The 24136-nt window shown below is 45.7% G+C and carries 17 protein-coding genes; 13 read left to right on the forward strand and 4 right to left on the reverse strand.

What is annotated here, in order from left to right; all coding sequences use genetic code 11:
• The 12 genes from ABDW33_RS02660 (at position 1) to ABDW33_RS02715 (ending at position 18397) form a co-directional block, all read left to right on the forward strand.
• Positions 1-1083, forward strand: a complete 1083-nt coding sequence (locus ABDW33_RS02660) for an LptF/LptG family permease (protein WP_343688519.1) — start codon at positions 1-3, stop codon at positions 1081-1083.
• 196 nt (positions 1084-1279) lie between these two features.
• A complete protein-coding gene (locus ABDW33_RS02665; protein WP_343688520.1) occupies positions 1280-2599 on the forward strand; it encodes a citrate (Si)-synthase, eukaryotic in 1320 nt (439 codons plus the stop codon).
• A 186-nt stretch (positions 2600-2785) separates the two neighbouring features.
• The gene (recG, locus tag ABDW33_RS02670) at positions 2786-4903 is read left to right on the forward strand and encodes an ATP-dependent DNA helicase RecG (RefSeq protein ID WP_343688521.1); all 2118 of its coding nucleotides are present in this window, start codon (positions 2786-2788) and stop codon (positions 4901-4903) included.
• Positions 4904-5215: 312 nt separating this feature from the next.
• Complete coding sequence (locus ABDW33_RS02675) at positions 5216-8887, forward strand: PKD domain-containing protein (protein ID WP_343688522.1); 3672 nt, start codon at positions 5216-5218, stop codon at positions 8885-8887.
• A 5-nt stretch (positions 8888-8892) separates the two neighbouring features.
• The gene (locus ABDW33_RS02680; RefSeq protein WP_343688523.1) at positions 8893-9915 is read left to right on the forward strand and encodes a PorP/SprF family type IX secretion system membrane protein; all 1023 of its coding nucleotides are present in this window, start codon (positions 8893-8895) and stop codon (positions 9913-9915) included.
• 142 nt (positions 9916-10057) lie between these two features.
• Positions 10058-10633, forward strand: coding sequence for a hypothetical protein (locus ABDW33_RS02685; protein ID WP_343688524.1), 576 nt, complete (start codon positions 10058-10060; stop codon positions 10631-10633).
• A 540-nt stretch (positions 10634-11173) separates the two neighbouring features.
• Complete coding sequence (locus ABDW33_RS02690) at positions 11174-11872, forward strand: TIGR00730 family Rossman fold protein (protein WP_343688525.1); 699 nt, start codon at positions 11174-11176, stop codon at positions 11870-11872.
• Between the two features lie 194 nt (positions 11873-12066).
• Entirely contained in the window at positions 12067-12720 is a 654-nt protein-coding gene (locus ABDW33_RS02695; RefSeq protein ID WP_343688526.1) for an O-methyltransferase, read from the forward strand.
• Between the two features lie 118 nt (positions 12721-12838).
• Positions 12839-14611, forward strand: a complete 1773-nt coding sequence (locus ABDW33_RS02700; protein WP_343688527.1) for a glucosaminidase domain-containing protein — start codon at positions 12839-12841, stop codon at positions 14609-14611.
• Positions 14612-14633: 22 nt separating this feature from the next.
• Positions 14634-15176: a hypoxanthine phosphoribosyltransferase gene (gene hpt / locus ABDW33_RS02705; RefSeq protein ID WP_343688528.1), complete on the forward strand. Its 543-nt coding sequence runs from the start codon at positions 14634-14636 to the stop codon at positions 15174-15176.
• Between the two features lie 123 nt (positions 15177-15299).
• Positions 15300-17093 carry a von Willebrand factor type A domain-containing protein gene (locus tag ABDW33_RS02710; RefSeq protein ID WP_343688529.1) on the forward strand — a complete coding sequence of 598 codons (1794 nt, stop codon included), beginning with the start codon at positions 15300-15302 and terminating at the stop codon, positions 17091-17093.
• A 182-nt stretch (positions 17094-17275) separates the two neighbouring features.
• Positions 17276-18397 (forward strand): glycosyltransferase family 4 protein, encoded by a 1122-nt coding sequence (locus tag ABDW33_RS02715; RefSeq protein WP_343688530.1) that lies wholly within the window; start codon positions 17276-17278, stop codon positions 18395-18397.
• On the opposite strand, the gene ABDW33_RS02720 is transcribed toward ABDW33_RS02715, so the two are convergent.
• From ABDW33_RS02720 to ABDW33_RS02735, 4 genes are all read right to left on the reverse strand, one after another.
• On the reverse strand, positions 18384-19430 hold the full coding sequence (locus ABDW33_RS02720; RefSeq protein WP_343688531.1) for a glycosyltransferase: 1047 nt from the start codon (positions 19428-19430) through the stop codon (positions 18384-18386). The genes ABDW33_RS02715 and ABDW33_RS02720 overlap by 14 nt on opposite strands.
• Positions 19431-19709: 279 nt before the next feature.
• Positions 19710-20654, reverse strand: a complete 945-nt coding sequence (locus tag ABDW33_RS02725) for a class I SAM-dependent methyltransferase (RefSeq protein ID WP_343688532.1) — start codon at positions 20652-20654, stop codon at positions 19710-19712.
• Between the two features lie 130 nt (positions 20655-20784).
• Positions 20785-21945: a molecular chaperone DnaJ gene (gene dnaJ, locus ABDW33_RS02730; protein WP_343688533.1), complete on the reverse strand. Its 1161-nt coding sequence runs from the start codon at positions 21943-21945 to the stop codon at positions 20785-20787.
• 66 nt (positions 21946-22011) lie between these two features.
• Positions 22012-22569: a nucleotide exchange factor GrpE gene (locus ABDW33_RS02735; protein ID WP_343688534.1), complete on the reverse strand. Its 558-nt coding sequence runs from the start codon at positions 22567-22569 to the stop codon at positions 22012-22014.
• A gap of 296 nt (positions 22570-22865) precedes the next feature.
• Between ABDW33_RS02735 and ABDW33_RS02740 the strand changes: the two genes are divergently transcribed.
• Complete coding sequence (locus ABDW33_RS02740; RefSeq protein WP_343688535.1) at positions 22866-24038, forward strand: class I SAM-dependent rRNA methyltransferase; 1173 nt, start codon at positions 22866-22868, stop codon at positions 24036-24038.
• Positions 24039-24136 lie beyond the last annotated feature (98 nt).

A 24136-nucleotide genomic window follows, 5' to 3' on the forward strand; every position in this document is an offset into this window, starting at 1 on the left:
ATGATTACTAAAATAGATTGGTATATATTACGTAAGTTCATAGGTACCTTCATTTATTCCCTCTCTATCCTGCTTATAATATCTGTTGTGATAGATATTACAGAGAAGGTGGACGACTTCATGAACAGTAACTTATCTGTTTACCGGATCATCGTAGACTACTATTTTGGATTTATTCCGCACATTGCAGCACTGTTATTCCCGCTTTTTATATTTATTTCCGTAATTTTCTTCACGTCAAAGATGGCGTATCGTACAGAGATCGTTGCCATCCTGAGTGCAGGTGTGAGTTTCAGACGTTTCCTCCGGCCCTACTGGATGGGTGCATTCCTGTTCGGTGGCATACTCTGGCTGGGTAACTTCTGGACCGTACCGATCGCGAATAAGATCCGTACCAAGTTCGAAAACACATACGTAAACAAGCGAAGCGCTTCGGAAAGCATGTACGACAAAAGTATCCGTATTGATAGCTTCACCTATGTGACCTTCGGTTCTTATGACCCTAACTACAGAAGTGGCGGTAACTTCGAACTGGAAGATATTCACGGGCAGGAACTGCGTATGAAGCTGAGAGCTGAACGAATTGAGTGGGATTCTGTTAAGAAAGAGTGGAAACTTAACCTCGTAACGGTTCGTAAAATTAACGGGTTGAAGGAGAACTGGTTCAAAACCAGGGATACTACACTCAAACTGGCCCTGAACCCCGCTGAAATGCATGAAGAAAAGAACATGCAGGAGGCAATGACCACGCCCGAGCTGACCCGGTATATAGATAGGGAAAACCTGCGTGGCGCCGAAGGATTGAACGTATTCTATGTGGAAAAGTATCGTCGTACCGCCTCATCCGCAGCAGTGGTGATCCTTTCCCTGATCGGAGGAATCATCGCATCCAAGAAGGTACGTGGAGGTAGTGGATTGCACCTGGCCGTAGGTATCGTGATCAGCGCCACCTACATCATTATGTTGCAGTTCTCCACCGTGTTTTCCATCAAAGCAAACCTGAACCCCTTGCTGGCAGTATGGATACCGAACTTCGTATTCGGAGCACTTGGATTCTACCTGTATATGAGGGCACCCAAATAAAAAATTCACATTTCTTTAATATTTATTGAATTTAGCATTCTTTACTTATTAGTATTTTGATAGCCAGTAGGTTATAGTATTTCGCATGAAACCATGTCCTTTTGGGGCTGATCATATTAATGTTAAGTTCATTAACAAATCATTACTTTTGACAATTGATCGTCTTTTTGTTATCATTACCAATTAACAGTTTAAAATGGGTCATATAAAAGAAAAATTTAAGGTCAAAGCCGATGAGCTGAACGTTGAGATTAAAGACCTTGTTAAAAACCACGGAACCAGAAAGATTGAGGATGTAACACTTGCACAGGTTTACCAGGGTATGCGCGGCATTACTGGTTTAGTTACTGAAACTTCATTACTGGACGCGAATGAGGGTATCCGTTTCCGGGGCTACAGCATTCCGGAACTGCGTGATAATTTGCCGAAAGTGAAAGGGGGAGCGGAACCATTACCGGAAGGACTGTTTTATTTGATGTTAATAGGGGAGTTGCCGTCCGAAGCAGATGTGCAACATCTGTCCAGCCAGTTTGCACGTCGTTCGCATGTGCCAAACCATGTATTTGCTGCGATCGATGCACTGCCGGTAAGCGCACACCCAATGACCATGTTCACTGTTGGGGTGATGGCAATGCAGACAGAATCTGCCTTCGCCAAAGCTTATGCGGAGGGCATTAATAAGAAAGATTACTGGAGCTATATGTACGACGATTCAATGGATCTCATTGCTCGTCTGCCTCGTATCGCTGCTTATATATACCGTCGTAAATACAAGAACAATGTGCATATCCAGCCGAATGGCCTGTTAGACTGGGCGGGCAATTTTGCTCACATGCTGGGTTATGAAGACGAGGGCTTCAAAGAGCTGATGCGTCTGTACATGGTAATCCACGCTGACCATGAAGGTGGTAACGTAAGTGCACATACCACCCACCTGGTAGGGTCTGCACTGAGCGATGCATACCTGTCTTTTGCTGCAGGCATGAATGGTCTGGCAGGTCCGTTGCACGGGCTGGCTAACCAGGAAGTGATCAAGTGGATACTGAGCATGCGTGAAGAACTGGGTACTAATGCGCCTAGCAAGCAACAGATTGAAGAGTATGTACGTAAAACCCTCTCAGAAGGTAAAGTAGTACCAGGTTATGGTCACGCTGTATTGCGTAAGACTGACCCCCGCTTCACTGCTCAGATGGAGTTTGCCAAAACGCACCTGCCTGACGATGAACTGGTGAATATCGTATGGAATATTTATGAAACTGTACCTCCTATCCTCGAAAATCTGGGTAAGGTAAAGAACCCATGGCCTAACGTAGATGCACATTCCGGTGCGCTGCTGGTACATTACGGGCTGGTAGAGTATGAGTTCTATACAGTATTGTTTGGGGTAAGCCGCGCATTGGGCGTTTTAGCCTCGCTTTGCTGGGATCGTGCACTTGGTTTCTCTCTGGAAAGACCAAAGAGCGTAACTACCGAGTGGATGAAGCAGTTTGTAGAAGGAAAAGTAGAAGCAGAGTAAATCTGTCTGTTACATACATTTTTAAAGAGCGAACTAATGAAGGTAATACTTCCATTAGTTCGCTTTTTTTATGCAGATCTTCGTTGGATATTTTCTATTTGCCTTAAGCCCGTGCAAGTTTGAGGCAAAAAGATAAATGGCTTTTTTATAGTTCTCACTTCCGCTATTTTTGTATTTCACAAAATCATGGAATCCTCCGCTAGAACTGCCATATTATCCAATCCAATAGAATACCTGAAAGGCGTCGGCCCTCAACGGGGAGAACTCCTGCGCAAGGAAGTAAACATCCACACTTTCAGTGACCTGTTGAACTACTTTCCATTTCGCTATGTAGACCGTACCAAAGTGGAAAAGATCATCAGCCTGCATGGGCAGATGGATTTTGTGCAGATCAGGGGCCGTATTACCAGGATAGAAACCGTCGGGGAAAAACGTGCAAAACGACTCGTGGCCACTCTGCGCGACGATACCGGCGAAATACCACTCGTTTGGTTCCAGGGACATCAGTGGATGGAAAAATCCCTCCAGCTACATGCCAGTTACCTTGTATTCGGCCGACTCTCCGTATTCAATGGCTACCTGCAAATGTCCCACCCGGAAATGGACCTCGTCACCGAAGAAACTGCCACCGGCAAAGCCACACTGGAACCGGTCTATTCTACTACCGAAAAATTAAAAGCCAGGGGATTATCAGCCAAAGCCATTGGCAAGCTGACTAAAAACCTGCTGGAACAATTGTCTCCACACGAGATCCCGGAGAATATACCTCTGCCGGTCATCCAGCAATACCGGTTGATGGACAGAGCTAAATCCTTCTTCAAAATTCACTTCCCGGCTAGTGAAGACGATGCTGCACAGGCAAGACGAAGACTGAAATTTGAAGAACTGTTCCTCGCCCAGATCCGCATCTGTAGGCTCAAAATCAGAAGGCAGGCAGCCTCACACGGATTTTTGTTCACAAGTGTAGGTGAAACGTTTAATACATTTTATAACGAACACCTGCCGTTCAACCTGACAGGGGCACAAAAGAGAGTACTCAAAGAGATCAGGCAGGACACCGCCACCGGCCGTCAGATGAACCGCCTTGTTCAGGGGGATGTAGGTAGCGGCAAAACCATGGTCGCCCTGCTTACCATGCTGCTCGCCATCGACAACGGATTTCAGGCCTGCCTGATGGCTCCCACAGAAATCCTGTCTCAGCAACACTATAAAGGTATTGCTGAATTGCTTGAAAAAATGGACCTCCGGGTTGCCCTGCTCACCGGCAATGTAAAAGGCAAAGCCCGAAAGCAGATCTTGAAGGATACAGAAGAAGGAAAGATCCATATACTTATCGGCACCCACGCCCTGCTGGAAAATCAGGTGGTCTTCCGCAACCTGGGCCTCGCCATTGTAGACGAACAACATAGATTTGGAGTCGCACAGCGTGCAAGGCTATGGCAAAAAAACACCATGCCGCCACACATCCTTGTTATGACCGCAACACCCATCCCCCGTACACTGGCTATGACGGTGTATGGTGATCTGGATGTGTCTGTCATCGATGAACTACCGCCCGGCCGTAAGCCTATCACCACCGTGCACCGCACGGAATGGCAGCGCCCTTCAGTAATGAATTTTATCAAAGATGAGATCAGAAAAGGACGGCAGGCTTATATTGTGTACCCATTGATCGAAGAGTCTGAAACACTTGATTATGAGAATCTCATGAAAGGGTATGAAGAGGTGAAAGCATTCTTCCCGGAGCCGCAGTTCTACATCAGCATGGTCCATGGCAAACAACCGGTAGATATGAAGGAAGCCAATATGCAGCGTTTCGTGACCGGGGATACCCAGATCATGGTGGCCACCACCGTGATAGAAGTAGGGGTAAACGTGCCCAATGCCTCCGTTATGGTGATTGAAAGCACCGAAAGATTCGGACTTTCCCAGCTGCATCAGCTCAGAGGCCGTGTGGGCAGAGGTGCAGAACAGTCATATTGTATCCTTATGACCGGCAACAAACTGGGAGCCGACTCCAAAGAACGTATCAACGTGATGGTACAAACCAACGATGGTTTTATCATATCAGAAAAAGATATGGAGCTGAGAGGACCTGGTGATATAGAAGGTACCCGCCAGAGTGGTATACTGGACTTAAAACTGGCTGATATCGTGGCCGACAAAGCCATTCTGGAAGCCGCCCGTGCCAGCGCGGAGAAAATTTTACAGGAGGATCCTGACCTCACATTGCCTGAAAATCAGCCATTACAGCGATATCTGGCTGTACAACAGGGAAAATCTCAGTGGAGCAAGATCTCCTGAACCATTACCCACATTGCCATTGTCAGAAAATAACCTGCGTATGCAAAATTTACTACGGGGGTTTTACGTTTATCTATAAAATGCGCCCCCTTTTATTGATATAAAAAAAAATCAACTTAAACTCCCTCGGGATTTATAGATCTAATTTCCCGTAGCAGGCAGGTTGGGATCATCCAGGCTAAAGGTTGGCGCTGTTATTGCGGTAACATATTACCGACTTCTGCGTTAAAGCTTAGTGACATTGATCAACAATAAAAATACTCCTTATCCATTGATATCTCATTGGATATAAACAAGAAATATACAACACGGATGAAATGTAGTTTCCCTATAGGCTGCTTAGCTTTTATTATTTCCCTTTTTGCAGGCGAAAAAGTAATGGCACAGACGGCGACGACGCAGGAAATGTATTATAGCAGAGCTCTGAAATTCACAGAGAATAAAGGGCAATGGACGGGTGATTTCCTATACAAGGCAGATATGGGTGGCGGTGCTGTGTTCCTGAAGCGCACCGGCTTTATGTTCTTACTAAAGAACAAGGACGACATGTTTGCACTGGCAGAAAAAATGCATGGTCATGCAGGTTTGGGTGATACCACCTGGCAATTCGTGCCAGGTACAGTGACTACCGGCTCAAACATCAATTCCCGTACTTCCTCCTCTTCTCCAGGTAATACGACTACTGACGCACTCCCGGCTATCAGAAGCCATGCCTATGAAGTGGTATTCCTCAATGCGAATAATCCGGACATCTCAGCTGATAAAGCGGAAGATACCTACTCCAATTACCTCATCGGCAATGATAAATCCAAATGGGCTTCTCATGTGAAATCCTATGGACTGGTCAATTACAAATCGCTGTACAACGGTATTGATATGCAGGTGTATTCAGATGCAGGTGTATTGAAATATGACCTGATCGTAGCGGCAGGTGCCGACCCTTCCCAGGTGCAGATGGAATATTCCGGTGCAGATAAAGTGGAAGTAAAGAAAGGTAACCTGATCATCACCACCTCTGTAGGTACCGTTACGGAACAGATGCCAACGGCTTATCAGTATATTGATAACGAACGTATATCTGTAAAGGTCAGTTACTCACTGAGTGGCACTAAACTGAAATATAAAATCAGCGGGGACTATAACAAGGCCTATCCTCTGATCATTGATCCAAGTTATATCTTCTCGACTGTAACAGGTTCTACTGCTGACAACTGGGGCTTTACCGCTACCTATGACGGAGCAGGTAACTTCTATGGTGGTGGTATTGTATTCGGAAACGGATACCCTGCTACTAAAGGCGCTTTCCAGTCATCCAGCAATGGGGGCGATTTCGATATCGGGATCAGTAAATTTTCGTCTAATGGACGTCAGCTTATCTATGCCACCTACATAGGTGGTAATGGTAAGGAACAACCGCATAGCTTATTCGTAGATGCAAATAATAACCTCGTCATTTCAGGTAGAACCACCTCCACCGATTATCCTTATTCCAAGTTGATCGGAAACAGGGGCGGCTGGGATATTGTGGTGACTAAACTGAATGCTGATGGCTCTGGTTATATTGGTTCACTCATGATTGCTTCGAGCGAGGATGATGGTGTAAACATCCGTGAAAACAGACAGGCAGGACCCAGTTTATTACTGCGTAACTACGGCGACGACGCACGTAGTGAAGTAGTCATCGACGATAACGGTTATATCTATGTAGCCAGCTGTACACGCGGTAGCGGTTTCCCGGTTACAACAGGCGTATTGCAAACTACTTTTGGGGGTAAACAGGATGGTGTCATCATGAAGATAACACCTGATTGTTCTGACCTGGTTTGGGCTACATTTATAGGCGGCAGCAATGAAGATGCTGCTTATGTACTGGCACTGAATGGCACCAGTAGCTTATATGTAGCGGGTGGCACAGCCAGCAATGACTTCCCTATCAAAGGAAACGGGTTGTACAAAACATTCAGGGGAGGTGCATGTGATGGCTGGATCGCACATGTTACCACAGATGGTACAAGCATCACACAAAGTACCTTCCTGGGAGCTAACACAGCTGCCGCTGACCAGGTGTACGGTATACAGATGGACAGCAAAGGATTTGTATACGTAATGGGTACAACAGAAGGTGACTGGCCGGTGGTACAACCCACAGGTACAACCTCCTTCTACAATGATAACTCCAGGCAGTTCATTGCAAAACTTCAACCCGATCTGTCTGCATTTGTATACAGTACTACCTTTGGTAAAGCCGCCTCTACCCCAAGCATTTCTCCGGTAGCTTTCCTGGTAGACCGTTGTGAGAATGTCTATGTATCCGGTTGGGGAGGCGGTATCGATATCAGCCTCCGCTATCCGAACTCTGACACAAGGGGAATGCCCATTAAAAATGCCTTGCAAAGATCAACCGATAGCCAGGACTTTTACTTCTTTGTATTGGAGCGGGATGCAAAAGATATCCTCTTTGGCAGCTACTTTGGTGGAAACGGAACTTATGAACACGTAGATGGCGGTACCAGCCGCTTCGACAGGAATGGTGTGATCTACCAGGGTATTTGTGCATGGTGCGGAACCAGCTCCAGCTTCCGGCCAAGATATCCTACAACCCCCGGCGCATATGCTACCACTGCACCGCCAGATAACAAATGTAACCTGGGTTGTCTCAAAATTGCATTCAACCTCGATGGCGTAAGAGCAGGTATCAAAACACTGGAAAGAAAGACAAATTATTGTGTGCCTGCTGATATCACATTCATAGATACGACCGGTACAAAAGCTGTGACCTGGACCTGGAACTTTGGAGACGGTTCCCCTTCAGTAACCGGTACTAACGATACGATCGCACATAACTACAAAAATCCCGGCAACTATAAGGTGACCCTGATCAAATGTGATCCTGCCAGCTGCAACGGTTGTGATACAGCAACACTGGATCTGCGTATCAGAACCGATGAAGCAGTGTTCAACCTGACAGCCACCAGGCAACCACCATGTGAATCGCGGAGTTACCTGTTTAACCTGGTGAGTACACCGCCCAAACCCTATCAGAATAATTCATTCAAACTTGATTTTGGTGATGGTAGCGGTGCCGTAACTGTAGGCCCGGCAGACTTCCCTTATGCACATGCATATGCAACGGACGGTATTTACAATGCAACACTGACACTGGTAGATACGAATTATTGTAATGCACCTGATGTGCGCACGCTCACCTTGCGCGTGGCCGCTAACGTGAAAGCCTCATTTGTAGTACCGGATAGTTCCTGTGTGCCGGCTACGCTGGAGTTTAATAACACAACTGCAGGTGGAGAAACATTTACGTGGGACTTTGGTGATGGCACTACATCTACAGATACATATCCAACGCACACTTATTATACAGCAGGTGATTACAACGTAACGCTGCATGCAGTGGATAATAACACCTGTAACAAGACAGATGATACCACCGTTACAATACATGTATTCGATGCACCTACAGCGAACTTTACCTATTCACCGGTAACGCCTGTAGAGAACACACCGATTACATTCACGAACCAGTCTTCAGCAGATGCGATCGCTTTTGAATGGGAGTATGGAGATGGTAATATTTCAACACAAACGAACCCGGTATATCAGTATAAAGCAACAGGTGTATATGATGTGTACCTGATAGCGACCAATGCAGCCGGATGTAAGGATACTGCCATCAAGCAGGTCAGTGCGCTGGTGATACCATTATTTGATATTCCGTCAGCCTTCTCTCCGAATGGAGATGGGGTGAACGATGTGTTCCTGGTAAGAGGATTTGGTATCGCTAAGTTTAACATGAAAATTTATAACCGCGTAGGCAGGTTGATATTTGAATCAAATGATGCAAATATTGGTTGGAACGGTACATATGCTGGAGCATACCAGCCAATGGATGCCTATGCCTATGTCATCAATGTACAGTTCAGTGATGGCACTTCGGCAACCAAGAATGGTAGTGTAACCTTGTTAAGATGACGTACATGAAGCAGTTTGTAAAATTTATCGCGGGTTGTACCATGCTGTTGGGAACAGCATTACAGGGAAATGCGCAGGACATGCATTTCTCGCAGTACTTCAATGCTCCATTGCTGACTAACCCGGCAAATACAGGATTTATTCCCGACGGTAATTACCGGTTAGGCGTGACTTACCGCGACCAGTGGGCAAGTATTCCTGTACCTTACCGGACGATGTCTGCCTTTGGCGATTTCCAGTTGTTTCGTGACAAACTGGAATATGGCTGGGTAGGCGTAGGAGGAGTACTGCTGCGTGATGTGGCAGGTTCAGGCAATCTCACATCTACCAAAGCATATGCTTCTGTCGCGTATCACCAGTTGTTAGGACAGAGTAGTTTGTTGTCACTGGGTTTTAATGTGGGAAGTGCAAATAAAAGAGTGGATGTGACAAAGCTGACATTTGGAGACCAGTGGAATGGAAAATTCTTTGATGCACAGGTGCCCACAGCAGAACCTTTCAATGCAACGAGTGTAACCTATTATGATATGCAGGTAGGTATGAACTATGCTTATTTCCCTACTGATAATATCTATATAAACGCAGGCGTTTCTGCACAGCACGTGAATAAACCTCGTGAGAGTTTTTATGAAGGCAATAACATCATTCCCCGGCTCTACACAGGTTTTATCAATGCAAGTATCAAGATGAGTGATAAGGTGATCATTAATCCTTCTGCTTATTATGCAAGACAGGCAGGGTCGAATGAGGTAGTAATGGGAGGTCATCTCGCGTACAACTTATCTGAACATGGAGAGACACAGCTGTACGGCGGCGTATATTATCGTGTGAAAGATGCGGCTGTAGTGCTGGTGGGATATCAGCTCAAAGGAGTGAAGATGATGTTTAGTTACGATGCAACCACGTCTTCACTGGCAGCAGCCAATAACCGCAGGGGCGCATATGAAATAGGAATTGTGTATACCGGTTTATATCCTAACAGGGCATTTAACGGTGCGAAGCGAATGACGATCTGTCCAAGTTTCTAATAGCTTTTTAATACATACGGAACTCGCTTTTACCGCAGGTAAAGGCGAGTTTTTTCATAATAGCAAATACTGTAACTTGCTCCCTGTTATCAACGTTAAACTATTGGTGGTTTCAACAATCAAATAATACTCAAAGTATATTATGAAACGATTATTGTTTTGCTTATTCCTGTTAGGTACTGTTCACCTTACGCAGGCGCAGTACTACAAAACAGACACCGCAAGAAAGAAAGAGTTTGATGCATCCCGTCTCGTGATCGGGGGTTCAGTAGGACTTGCTTTCGGGGATTATACTAATATAGATTTTTCTCCATTGCTCGGTTACCGCATCAGCGAGATGTTTGCCGCGGGTGTTGCAATCAATGCGCAATACGGTGCTGAACGATTCCGCTATTATGACGGTACCACCTCCCAGCGTAACCAGTATTCTATATTTGGTGGCGGGCTCTGGGGGCGTTTTTATCCCTTCGACTTCATGTTTATCCATGTACAGCCGGAGTATAACTTTATCAATGTAAAGACAACGCTGTATAATCCGAAGGAGACATACACAGATCATTATGGAGTGCCTAGTTTGCTGATGGGTGGTGGTTATGTGCAGCCAATCAGTGACAGGGCAGCTATCAATATCATGGCATTATACGATGTGATACAGGATGGCAGATCCCCCTATTCCAATGGCATCATCCTGCGGGTGGGTGCAACATTGGGATTATAAACATACAAGATTCGCAAAAAGGGCTGACCGTATTTTCGGGTCAGCCCTTTTTTTTATTCCCTTTACCAGCTGTGTTTTAGCTTAGATAAATTGTATAATTGACACTGATATAAAACTTGTTATCACAGCAGTTGTGATTATTTCAGTATCATAATTGTTTTTATGGGTTATTATCTGTAATTTTTGTACAAATTGGCCTTCCACGTTGCCTGGCCAAAGATAAACCACGTTAGAATGAAAGCATTGTACTGTATACAACGCTGCTGCGGCAGAGAGCATATTACTATGTAAGAAAACCTGAATTGCTCAGCACCTGTGCTGTGTTTTGCTATGCTATGTAAATAATTAATGTGTCAATCCGGTATAAAGATATGTAAGATAATGCGGTGGGCCTTATAGGCTGCTGCATGTTCATAACGTGTTAAATGTTAAGCAGGTTTCTTTCAAGTTACCTGCTTCTTAAAATTTGTTCCTTCCCCTGGCTGCCGCAGGCTAATTGTTTAGTATTTTAGCTTTATATAAAAAAAATCCATAGCTATAATGAACGATCGTTTAATGAATTTGAAAGAAAGGGACTGGACAGAAACCAAAGCACATTCCAGCTGGCAGATCTTTAAGATCATGGCTGAATTCGTAGAAGGCTTCGAAGCAATGGCCAAAATGGGGCCTTGCATCTCCATATTCGGCTCCGCCAGAACTAAACCTGGCAATAAATATTACGAACTCGCGCACGAAATAGGCAGACGCCTGGCAGATGAAGGCTTCGGTATCATTACCGGTGGCGGCCCGGGTGTAATGGAAGCAGCTAACCGTGGTGCACAGGAAGCTAAGGGTAAATCCGTCGGTGCAAATATTACATTACCACACGAACAGTTCCCCAATCCATATGTAGATCACGACAAAAACCTTCATTTCGACTACTTCTTTGTACGCAAAGTGATGTTTACCAAGTACTCGCAGGGCTTTGTAATGATGCCAGGCGGATTTGGTACCATGGATGAATTTTTTGAGGTAGCCACACTGATCCAGACAAAGAAAATGACGGAAACGCCGATGGTACTGGTAGGTAAGGAGTACTGGAGTGGACTGCTGGATTGGATCCGTACAACGATGATGGAGAAGGAAAGCAATATATCGCCGGAAGATCTGGGACTGCTGAAGTTATTTGATACGGCAGACGAAGTGGTAGAGTATTTCAGGGTATTTTACACGACGAATAAACTGCGGCCGAACTTCTAAAAAATAAGTTGCTAAATACGCAATGCTGGCTGATTTGCCAGCCCATATGCCAGGTTGTTCCATTCTGCGGATAGATCCCCAAGGGATCAATCCTTTGTCAGCATGCATATTTGCGTGCATGTTACAACAGGAACAGGCGGCTAAAAGCACTATCCTTCGGGGTATTTTCTGTAGGTTTGCAAAAATTAAGCGTAATGGATATAATTCCAGCCAACGTAGAAGCGTTTGCAGAGAAGTACACCACACCGGAAAGCGAGGTGTTGCGACAGTTGAACAGGGAAACAAATCTGAAGGTAGACCAGCCACATATGCTGAGCGGGCACCTGCAGGGGCAGTTCCTAAGCCTGGTCAGCCATATGCTGCGCCCGGAAAGGATACTTGAACTGGGCACATATACCGGGTATTCCGCTATTTGCCTGGCACAGGGACTCACTCCCGGAGGTATCCTTCATACGATTGATATAAACGAAGAAAGAGAAGATATGTGCCTGCGTTACTTTGAAAAGGCAGGCGTGTCTGATAAGATAAAAATGCATATCGGCAAGGCAGCTGATATCATTGCGCAGCTGGACGAGGTATTCGATCTGGTATTTATTGATGCAGATAAGCTGGGGTATGAGCAATATTATGATCTCGTGTGGGAAAAATTACGTCCCGGCGGAATCATTTTAGCAGATAACGTATTGTTTCATGGAGAGACCTTGCTGGAGACTTCACAGCAGAGTAATAACGCGAAAGCAATGGTTCGGTTTTGTGAAAAAGTCGCTGCAGACGGGCGTTCGGAACAGTTATTGCTGACGCTGAGAGATGGTCTGCTGATGATCAGGAAACGTAGCGGGGAAAAATGACCGGGCGTTTCTGCGAACTACCAGCAGTCGCCATTTATTCAAAAAAGACTTACCCATTAAATTCATATACATGCAACTAAGGAGATGCCTTTTTACGGTCAGTTTTCTAATTGGCTGCATGCCATTTGCGAAAGCACAGACCACATCGACGCCGCAGTATATTGCGATGTATAAGGATATCGCGATCGACGAAATGAAGCGGAGCGGAATTCCGGCGTCCATCACCCTTGCACAGGGTGTATTGGAAACCCAATCGGGCAATAGCTGGCTGGTACAGAATTCCAACAATCACTTTGGTATCAAATGTAAAAACAACTGGACCGGACAAACAGTGAACTATGATGATGATGCCCGCCAGGAATGTTTTCGCAAATACAATTCAGCTGCTGATTCCTACAAAGATCACTCAGACTTCCTGAGAAATAATCCCCGTTATTCTTTTCTCTTTCAGTTTCAAATGGAAGATTATAAGTCATGGGCATATGGTCTTAAACAGGCAGGTTATGCTACCAGCAAAACCTATCCACAGCAGCTGATCAAGGTGATTGAAGATTATAACTTACAGCAGTATACAATGGAAGGAGAAGGGCGTGTGCCCAGGTCTGCACCATCTACTGTAGTAACAAAACCTTCTACTAACACCGGGAAAGTAAATGCACCTGCAGCGGAGAAACCAATTCCTTCAGGTGTGTTTGAAATCAATGGCCGCAAAGTAATGTACGCACAGGCAGGTACTGCATTGATCCAGCTTGCCAATGAAAAGGATATTAAACTCCGCAACCTGGTAAAGTATAATGATCTGAAAAATGATGATCCTCTACCGAAGAGCAATTATATCTTTCTGGAGAAAAAAGGTAAGTCAGGAAAGAATGATTTTCACGTAGTGAAACAAGGGGAGACCATGTACGATATTTCCCAGGCAGAAGGAATACAATTACGCTGGTTACGCCGCCGTAATAAAATGAAAGAAGGAGAGGAGCCGGCTGCCGGCCAGAAACTGGCACTGGCAGGATATGCAAGCGCAAAGCCTGAACTGTCAAAGATCCCGCCGGCAGAAGATCCGACTGAAGGAGACCTGAACCCTAAGCAGATAGTAGATGATGTGAAGACTGAAATGGAGCGTCAACAACAGCTGGCACAACAGCAACAGGCGCAGCAACAACAGGCACAGTCACAACAGCAGGTGAATAAATTACCTGATGGCATGGTAGATGATCTGAAGAAGATCGGCGAAGTAACACCTGCGGGAAATAGCACTTCAACAAAAAATACCAACACACCAGCTAAAACAACACCGGCTTATAATCCGGCACCAGCTAACACGAGTTCAGCTAACAAACCTGCTTATAACCCGGCACCACCCGTGGCAACAGGTACTGTAACCACTACACCGCCAGCTAATAAACCAGCACCAACAGCACAACCAGTAGCAGACGATGAGGAGGAAGAAACTGAAACACCAGCTAAAACAACCACTGCCGGTACCGGAACGACTCCTGCCGCTCCCGTTTCAAAACCTGTAGCTACTACGTCGGCAACTAGTGGATCAACCCCTGCCGCTCCCGTTTCAAAACCTGTAGCTACTACACCGGCAACTAACGGTACAGCGCCCGCCGCTCCCGTTTCACAGCCAGTTGCTACCACACAACCATCCCAGCCAGCTACCGCTACACCGGCTAACCAACAGACTCCCCCGGTACCAACAACCGGTGGATTACCTGAGGGAACTATTCAGGTAGGTAGTTTGTTATACCATGACGTTACTTCAAAAGAAACACTCTATGGTATCGCAAAGCGCTATAATGTGACCGTAGAACAGTTACGGGAATGGAATCACCTGGAAGCCTATGACATCAAAATCGGTCAGCGGCTTTTAGTAGGAAAAATTTAATCAATCGTAAATAAGGAAACACATGTCTGTTATACAGGTTCATGACAAGCAATTCACACCCTACATCGATACAGATAAGCTGCAGACGCGTATCCAGGAATTAGCAGCCGCTATCAGCAACGATCTGAAGGGTGAGAAACCACTATTCATCGCCATCCTCAACGGCTCTTTTATGTTTGCCGCTGATCTCTTTAAATACCTGACCATCGAAGCAGAGATTTCGTTTATCAAACTCGCTTCTTACAAAGGCATGAAGTCGACCGGGAACGTCATACAGGCCATCGGACTGGACGAAGACCTCTTCGGCCGTACCGTGGTCATCCTGGAAGATATTGTCGATACAGGAAAAACATTGAGCCAGTTCCTGCCACAACTGGAACATCAGCAGCCTAAAAAGCTGTTGGTAACTTCACTCCTCACCAAACCGGAGGCCATGAAATACCCGATTAAGATCGATTATCTTGGTTTCAGTGTGCCTAATAAGTTCCTCCTGGGTTACGGTCTGGACTATGATGGGTTAGGTAGAAACCTGCCGGAAATTTATCAGTTGGTAGAGCAGGCATAAGGGTTTTATCCACAGGAAATTTCCCTGCAGCAGCAGCTTCATCTAATATTTCAGAAAATCTCTTCTGCCTAAAAACAGAAGAGATTTTTTTGCTTATATTACATTAACTGATGCAAAATCCCCATGGAAAAGCTCCTGATGCTGCTAGGCAGCCTGCTAATCCTTGTACCTGCGAATGCACAGAAAATTTACATCACCGGAGCCGTAGAGGACAGTATATCACACAATCCCTTACCCGGTGTATTAATCTCAGTGGTCAATGATACCGCGAAAGTCGCTACCAATCAGTACGGTCTTTTTCGGATTGCGGTGCCTTCCCAGGACGCTATCTTACTCTTCCAACTGGACAAATACCGCCCAAAAAGGGTGCCTGTAGGTGTGTACAACCGCATCCTCGTTCAACTCGACGTACTCGACAACCCCCAGGATGCTATCGCCAAGGCCAAAGCAATTGCCCGTGACCGCTCTTCAAGTGGCTCAAATCCCAATTATGGCAATGCCGGGATGGGCACCCGTGTCTTCTTCGATGAGACCTATGGCACCCTCTACGAGAATCAGTTCATGAAAACCCTGATCCGCAGCCACTCTACCTTTGCTGTAGATGTAGACAGGGCCGCCTATAGCAACATCCGCCGCTTTATTCACCTCCGGGAAAAGATCCCGGTCGATGCAGTGCGTATTGAGGAAATGCTCAACTACTTTACCTATCACTACCCCCCACCAAAAAAAGACCAGGCCCTGGCCATCTATACCAGCTATGCGACCTGCCCCTGGAAACCGGAACACCGGCTACTGCAAATCGCAGTAAGAGGTGCCGTGATCCATACCGACAGCCTGCCGCCCAGTAACCTGGTATTCCTGATCGATGCGTCCGGGTCTATGGCACCTGCCAATAAACTGCCCTTATTGCAAGCTGCTTTCCGCATTCTTGTAAATAACCTGCGTAAGAATGACCACGTTGCCATTGTCGCTTATGCAGGTGCTCCCGGCATTATCCTGCCCAGTACACCCGGTGATCAGAAAGATAAGATCCTCAATGCCATTGACAATCTCAGTGCGGGTGGTGCAACTGCCGGAGAAGCTGCGATCAAACTGGCTTACCAGTTAGCACAGGACAATTTTATCAAAGATGGTAACAACAGGGTGATCATGGCAACAGATGGGGATTTTAATGTCGGGCAGACCAGTGATGTGGATATGGAACAGCTGATTGTAAACAAAAAAGAGAGCGGCGTATTACTGACCTGCCTGGGATTCGGCATGCGTGATTATAAGGATAGTAAGTTGCAAACGCTGTCCAGCAAGGGGAACGGCAACTTTGCCTACATTGATAATCTGGAAGAAGCCAGCAAGATCTTTGCCCGTGAGTTCGGAGGAACGTTATTTACAGTTGCGAAAAATGTACAGGCAGAAGTATATTTCAATCCTGCAATGGTCAAATCTTACCGCCTCATCGGGTATGAAAACAAAGTGATCAGCAACGCAGATACGACCGGTGGCCGTGTGTCAGGAGGAATTGTTGGTGCGGGGCACTGCGCCCTCGCTATGTACGAAATAGTCCCCGGAAGTGAGGGCCAAACATTACGCGATACAGATGTCGTATTTAACAGCGCCGATAGCCTGCTGGCAAAAATAAAAATCAGCTACCAACTCCCTGCAGATACATCAGCCCAATTACTCTGGCACCAGATCCCTTATTCCTGTATCGGTTTCGATGACGCTGATACCGATTTCCGGTTTGCATCCTCCGTCGCATTATGCGGCATGCTATTGCGTCATTCTGCCTATAAGGGCGATGGCGATAGCAAAATGGTATTAGAAATTGCAAAAAACGCACTGGGTGACGATCCTGGCGATTACAGGAAAGAATTCATCCGGCTGGTAAAAGACCTCAAAAAGAACAAGAGTATTAACTAGCCTGACAACTACATCAAAAAACTGCCAACTTATCTACCTGGTTTGCTTCGTAGTGGAATTACCACCTCAACTGTTAAACATTGTTAAACCTTGTTACGTCGGTTTAAACTTTGCTTACATAGATTATCTAACCTCATGTAATTGTAACCTATTGCGAACATGAACTAAAATTAGGAGACCTTATGCATAGCAAATCAGTTAAGATTCTTGAATTAAACTTCGAGCGTGGGTGGCGTGGAGGCGAACGGCAGACGATGTATACCATGTCTGGGTTCAGGGATGCAGGTCTCAACGTAGAACTGCTTTGTAGAAAAAACTACCCGTTGGAAAAAAAGGCAAATGAGAAAGGTTTCAAAACACATTCATTTGCCAATATTTTTGGCGCACTCTTCTTCCTGATCTTCAAGGGTAACCGTTATGATGTACTTCATGCGCAATCTTCTCATATTCTCACTTATGCGATTCTTTCCAAGCCTTTTCACAGAGCCAAGATTATTTTCACCCGCCGTGTAGATTTTGTTCCACATGGTAAAATGACCTTGTTCAAATACAAACTGACTGATCAGGTTATAGCCATTAGCAGCGCTATCAAACATATTCTCACAAATTTCGGTGCAAAAGATGTACGCCTGATCTCCAGTGCCATCATGGCTAAAAAACTCGATAAACGAAGGGCCGAACTGATCCTCAGGGACGCGGGAGTGGATCCTTCTTTACACCTGATCGGCACAACGGCCGCCCTTGTACAACATAAGGATCCGTTGACCATGATCGAAGCCATCCGCAAACTGGCAGCGGTTCGTCGTGACTTTGTATTCCTGCATTTTGGCATAGGGGAGCTGGAAGGGCAAATGCGCGATAAGATCGCAGAATATGGACTGGAAGATGTGTATAAACTGATGGGGTTCTATGAGAATGTGGAAGACATCTTTTCCGTACTGGACATCTTTACCATGAGCTCTGAACAGGAGGGGTTAGGTAGTAGTGTATTGGATGCCTTTATGTACAGGGTGCCGGTCGTATCTACAAATGCAGGTGGTCTGTCGGACCTGGTGCAGGGAGGAAGAGCCGTTTCCTGCGAAGTGCGTCAGCCGGAACAGCTGGCAGCTGGCATTCAGTCGTTACTGGAAGAACCTGCCAGGAGAGAGTCGGTCGCAAAAAGAGCATTTGCATATACGACAGAGCGGCATAGTTTGTCGTGCATTACCCGTTCGTATCTGGAATTACTGTATGAGATGGGAACAAGGATTGACCTGGCTGCTTTTGAAAAATCAAAACCACATATGCAGGCTACGAATGCATAAGTCGAACAGCCAGATCATAGACCATCTTTCCAATTGCACGGTGATTATACTTTGTGTGAATCGTTTCATAAGCCCCCGCTGCCAATCGCTGCCTGAATTGCATATCATTTTTTAATAGCAGGATCTTTTCAGCAATGGCCGCTGGCTTATTCTCTGACAGTAGAACATCCTTCCTATCTTCAAATACCTCCCTGATGGCAGGAGAGGCTTTTGTAATGATCGCTTTCGCCAGCGCCGCATAGTGAAAGATCTTATTCGGAATTACCAGGTCCGCTTTCAATGTCTCCCCAAAAATCCCCAGGCAGATATCAAAGTTATTCATCTCAGCAGCCAGTTGGTCATAAGCCACCCAACCCGGCAACGAGATATTATTCAACTCATAAGCCTTTACTAATTGCTGGATAGTTGCAAACTCAAATCCATTTCCTATCAACCGGAAATGTATATCTGTATGATCTTTTAAAATCCTGGCTGTCTCTACGATCATGCGTGTTCCCTGTAAGGGAATAAAGCCACCATAAAAACCTGCCACAAAAGTATCGTGCAAGGGCAATGGGGGCGCCGGTGGAAATTCATCGGTGTTCACACCTACCGGCACTACATGCAGTTTGTGTAGCGGGATATTGAAAGTGGAATGGTAATAATCGCGATGACAGGATGTATCGCAAATAACCAGATCCGCCATTTGCATAGATATTTTGTCCTTCAGGTAGTTCTTCAATGCCCTGGGAGAGAACCTGCTTACTTTTTTATAATCAAATACCTTAGAGAGATAACGGGAGATCAGCGGATCAAATAATACAGGCTTGCCAGAGAGTAGCCTGATGATCGCCACGTCCTGGTGGGTAAAAGCAGGCAGGAAGATGACATCCACATCCCTGCAGGCTTTGCGCAGGGCTGGGAAGTTCCATTTGGACTGTTCCTTATAGTTGTAAAAAGAAAGGGATACAGCTGGAATGGTGCGCAAACCATCCAGGATAATTTTCGTACGGTTGTAGTCTGGTTCGAAATCTCCGGCTACCAATATTCTCATCGTGTGATCTTATAGTATTATCTGATCAGTTACAGTATATCGTTAAAAGGTCATTTGGTGATCTTATAATATTATCTGTTCAGCTACAGTATAATATCGTTAAAAGGTCATTTGGTGATCTTATAATATTATCTGATCAACTACAGTATAATATCGTTAAAAGGTCACTTGGTGATCTTATAGCATTTCCTGATCAGCTACAGTATAAATATCGTTAAAAGGTCACTTGGTGATCTTATAGCATTTCCTGATCAGCTACAGTATAATATCGTTAAAAGGTCATTTGGTGATCTTATAGCATTTCCTGATCAGCTTCTGCTGAAAATCAAACGGCATTGTCTGCGCGGTAATATCCTTGATCAGGCTTGCCTGGATTTGTGCTGTCTCCAGCTGGAATTTCCGGTAGTTATTACTGAAATAAATAACGCCTCCCGGTTTTGTAGCATGCAATACTTTATTGAGGATGCCCACATGATCCCGCTGTATATCCAGGAACTCCTTCATCCGCTTGCTGTTAGAAAATGTAGGCGGATCCAGTACTACCAGATCAAAATAATCAGCAGGCAAAGTATCGAGATATTGCAGCACGTCAGCGTGTACAAACTGGAAGTTGCCCTTCAGGTCATTCAATTGCATATTCTCTTCCGCCCAGGCCAGGTAGGTTTTGGAGAGGTCTACAGATACTACCTCGCTAGCTCCGCCGGCAGCTGCATACACAGAAAAAGAACCTGTATAGCAAAAGAGATTCAATACCTTCAGATCCTTTGCACCTTCCCTTACCATGCCTCTTGTAATGCGATGATCCAGGAAGAGCCCTGTATCCAGGTAATCGGACAGGTTCACTTTGAACTTCAGGCCGGCTTCATGCACCACTACTTCATGGTTTTCGAAAGAGACCTTTTCATACTGTTCCTGTCTGCTTACTTTTCGTTGTCTTTGTTTTACCCAGATCTTACTGAGCGGTACATCCAGCACTTTGCCTATTACTTCCAGCGAACTATCCAGCCATGCCTCATGTGTCTCCTCATCCATCCCATGCGGGCGGGTGTATTCTGACACGTAAATATGGTCATCGTAACGATCTATAGTGAATGGAAATTCATTGATATCATCATCGTACACCCGGAAGCAGGTGATATTCTGGCGGCGGGCGATTTTACCAATATGGCGATAAACTTTTACCAGCCGGTTTTCTAGCATCTGTAATTTAGAAGGATCGAACATGTACGGTAAAATTATGGCTAAAAAGCGAAAAATCCGTTGATCGCATAGCTATCAACGGATTTTCGTCCGGGCAAGTGACTTGCCGCAAGTTATCGTCTATAGTCTTAAAAGGATCACCCTGTTAAGGTACTTAACTAAAGATATCTCTTACTTTCTCAAAGAATCCTTTCTCTGACTTCTCCGGCTTTGGCTGGAAGTTATCAGAATTCGCCACCTTTTCCAGGAAAGACTTCTCTTCGTTGCTCACCTGCTGGGGGGTCCATACATTCACATGGATCAGCTGGTCACCTTTCTCATAAGAGTTGACGGAAGGGAATCCTTTTCCTTTCAGTCGGAAGATCTTACCAGATTGGGTACCTGCCGGGATTTTAATCTTTGCTTTACCGTCGATGGTAGGCACCTCTACAGAAGTACCGAATACCGCATCAGGGAAGGAAATATACAGGTCATAGGCTACATTCAGCCCATCCCTTTGCAGTTCCGGATGTGGTTCTTCCTCGATCAGGATCAGCAGATCCCCGGGAGCACCGCCTCTTTCACCGGCATTTCCTTTACCGCTCATGCTCAGTTGCATACCTTCCTGTACACCAGCTGGTATATCGATGCTGACCATTTCTTCGCCATACATACGGCCTTCACCTTTACAGTGACCACATTTGCTGGTGATGATCTGGCCTTCTCCATGGCAGGTAGGACAGGTGGCAACTGTCTGCATCTGACCCAGGAAAGTCTGTGTTACTTTTCTTACCTGACCGGAACCATGACAGGTATTACAGGTCTGGAAAGCGTTTTTATCTTTTGCACCCAGTCCGCCACAATGCTGGCAGGGTACATGTTTTTTGACCTTGATTTTCTTATTGGCACCTTTAGCGATCTCTTCGTAGGTCATGCGGATCTTAATACGGAGGTTGGAGCCACGTGTACCTCTGCCACGCCTGCCTCCACCACCACCGCCACGGTTTCCACCGAAGAAGCTGCCGAAGATATCGTCTCCGAAAATGTCCCCGAAGTTGGAGAAGATATCATCCATGTTCATGTTACCGCCACCGTAACCACCGCGGTTACCCATACCCGCGTGACCAAAACGGTCATACTGGGCGCGTTTATCCGCATCGCTCAATACTTCATAGGCTTCAGCTGCCTCCTTAAATTTTTCTTCTGCTTCCTTATCATTGGGATTGCGGTCAGGATGGTACTGCATAGCTACCTTACGGTAAGCTTTTTTAATTTCATCCTGGGAGGCAGACTTGGCGACGCCCAGTATTTCGTAATAATCTCTTTTGGTAGACATATATCGCACTAAAGCCGGCATTGCGCCGGCATGGTTAAAGAAAAACTATTCTGTCAGAAAGTCACCTTATTTACCTACTACAACCCTGGCATGACGGATCAATTTGTCATTCAACAGGTAACCCTTTTGCAACTCGTCCAGTACTTTCCCCTTCAGTTCTTCTGTAGGTGCAGGAATTTCTGTGACAGCGTCGTGAAGGTCTGCATTGAATTCAGTATGCAGGTTCTCCATAGGTTTCAGGCCTTTTGCTTGTAGTGTTGATTTCAATTTATTGAATACCAGCATAACGCCTTCTTTGATGGCAGTAATGTCGGTGGTGTTTTCCAGCTGTTTGGCAGCACGTTCGCTGTCATCCAGTACGTCCAGCAGGGCGATGATCGTCTCCTTATTGGCAGTCTGCATCAACTCGATCCTTTCTTTGGCAGTGCGCTTTCTGAAGTTGTCAAACTCTGCAACCAGGCGAAGGTACTTGTCCTTCATCTCATCCAGCTCCTGTTGTTTCTTGTCGAATTCGCTTTCATCCGCCAAGGCATCGTTAAGGTGGGTAGTGCCGGCCATGTTCTCGTCTGCATTAATATCTGGCATGCCTTTACCGTTTTCGGTGTCCTGTCCGTTTGTCTGCATATGTTAATGGTTTTCGTTTATTAATTGTAAATGTACAAAGGTACGTCAGACAATTAACTTGCCAAGCAGTCAATTGCCGCCAAAATGACAAAGGTACTTGCTGAATGTGTCATTTTGGAAGTAAGGAAGGCTGCTTCGTAGAATTATACCAGGACTTCTTCGACGCTTCTTCGACTGTTCTTCGACTGTTCTTCGACTGTTCTTCGACGCTTCTTCGACGCTTCTTCGACTGAGCCATACCCCTTCCTCCGAATATCCCTGCCGTTTCTTACCTTTGCGCCTTCGAACTATTGATAATGACCAAAGTTTTTTTAAAGAAAAAAATACAGAACCGCGTACTACAAGGCCATCCATGGATTTTTGGAAATGAAGTCGGTGAAATCCAGGGACCAGTAGATGCAGGTGACATTGTGGATGTATTCACACACCAGGGCTTCTTTCTGGGTAGGGGTTATATCAACCCGCAATCCCAGATCCTCGTCCGCCTCCTCACCCGTGACAAAGACGAAACCATCGATGCTGAGTTCTTTTACCGCCGTCTCCTGAAAGCCTGGAAATATCGCCAGCAACTGGGGTATGTGGAAAACTGCCGGCTTGTTTTTGGTGAAGCTGACGAAATGCCGGCCCTGGTCATAGATAAGTTCAATGACTACTTCGTATTGCAGACCCTGGCACTGGGAATGGATAAATGGAAAGGGGCAATCGTCGATGCCCTGAACAGGATCTTCTCTCCAAAAGGCATTTATGAGCGGAACGATGTGCCCGTAAGAGAACTGGAAGGGATGCAACAACAAAAAGGTTTCCTGAGCGCACCTTTCGATACCAATATCATCCTGAACGAAAATGGACTGAAATTCCATGTGGATATTGAAAATGGCCAGAAAACAGGCTACTTCCTCGACCAGCAGGATAACCGTCGCGCTATTCAGCATATCGTAAAAGATGCAGATGTACTGGAAGCATTTTGCTATACAGGTACCTTCTCCTGTCACGCAGGCCATTATGGCGCTAAAAGCGTATTAGGACTGGATATCTCTGAACATGCAGTCAACACAGCCCGCAAAAATGCCCAGCTGAATAACCTGCAGGATAAGTGTAAGTTCCAGGCTGTCAACGCGTTCGATGTGTTGAAGCAGTGGACCAGGGAAGAGAAGAAGTTTGATGTGGTCATCCTGGATCCGCCTGCTTTCACCAAGAGCAGGGAAAATATCCAGAAGGCAATTACAGGGTATAAAGAAATCAACCTGAGAGGAATGAAGTTACTGAAGCCAGGCGGCTTCCTGGTAACAGCCTCCTGTACCAACCTGGTTCCTCCATCTATGTTCCTGGAAATCATTGACATGGCAGCGAAAGATGCCAAGAAGAAGTTGAGACAGGTCACCTTCCAGACACAGGCACAGGATCACCCGATCTTGTGGAATATCGAAAATACCACCTATCTGAAGTTCCTGATCGTGGAAGTTCAATAAGTAGCAAGATAAACTACCATAAAAAAAGCTTTTGCCACTGGCAAAAGCTTTTTTTATTTTGATAACGGCTTGCAGCCGGCTTACTTAATATCTTTGTT

The sequence above is a fragment of the Chitinophaga sp. genome, assembly GCF_039596155.1.
Classification (GTDB): domain Bacteria; phylum Bacteroidota; class Bacteroidia; order Chitinophagales; family Chitinophagaceae; genus Chitinophaga.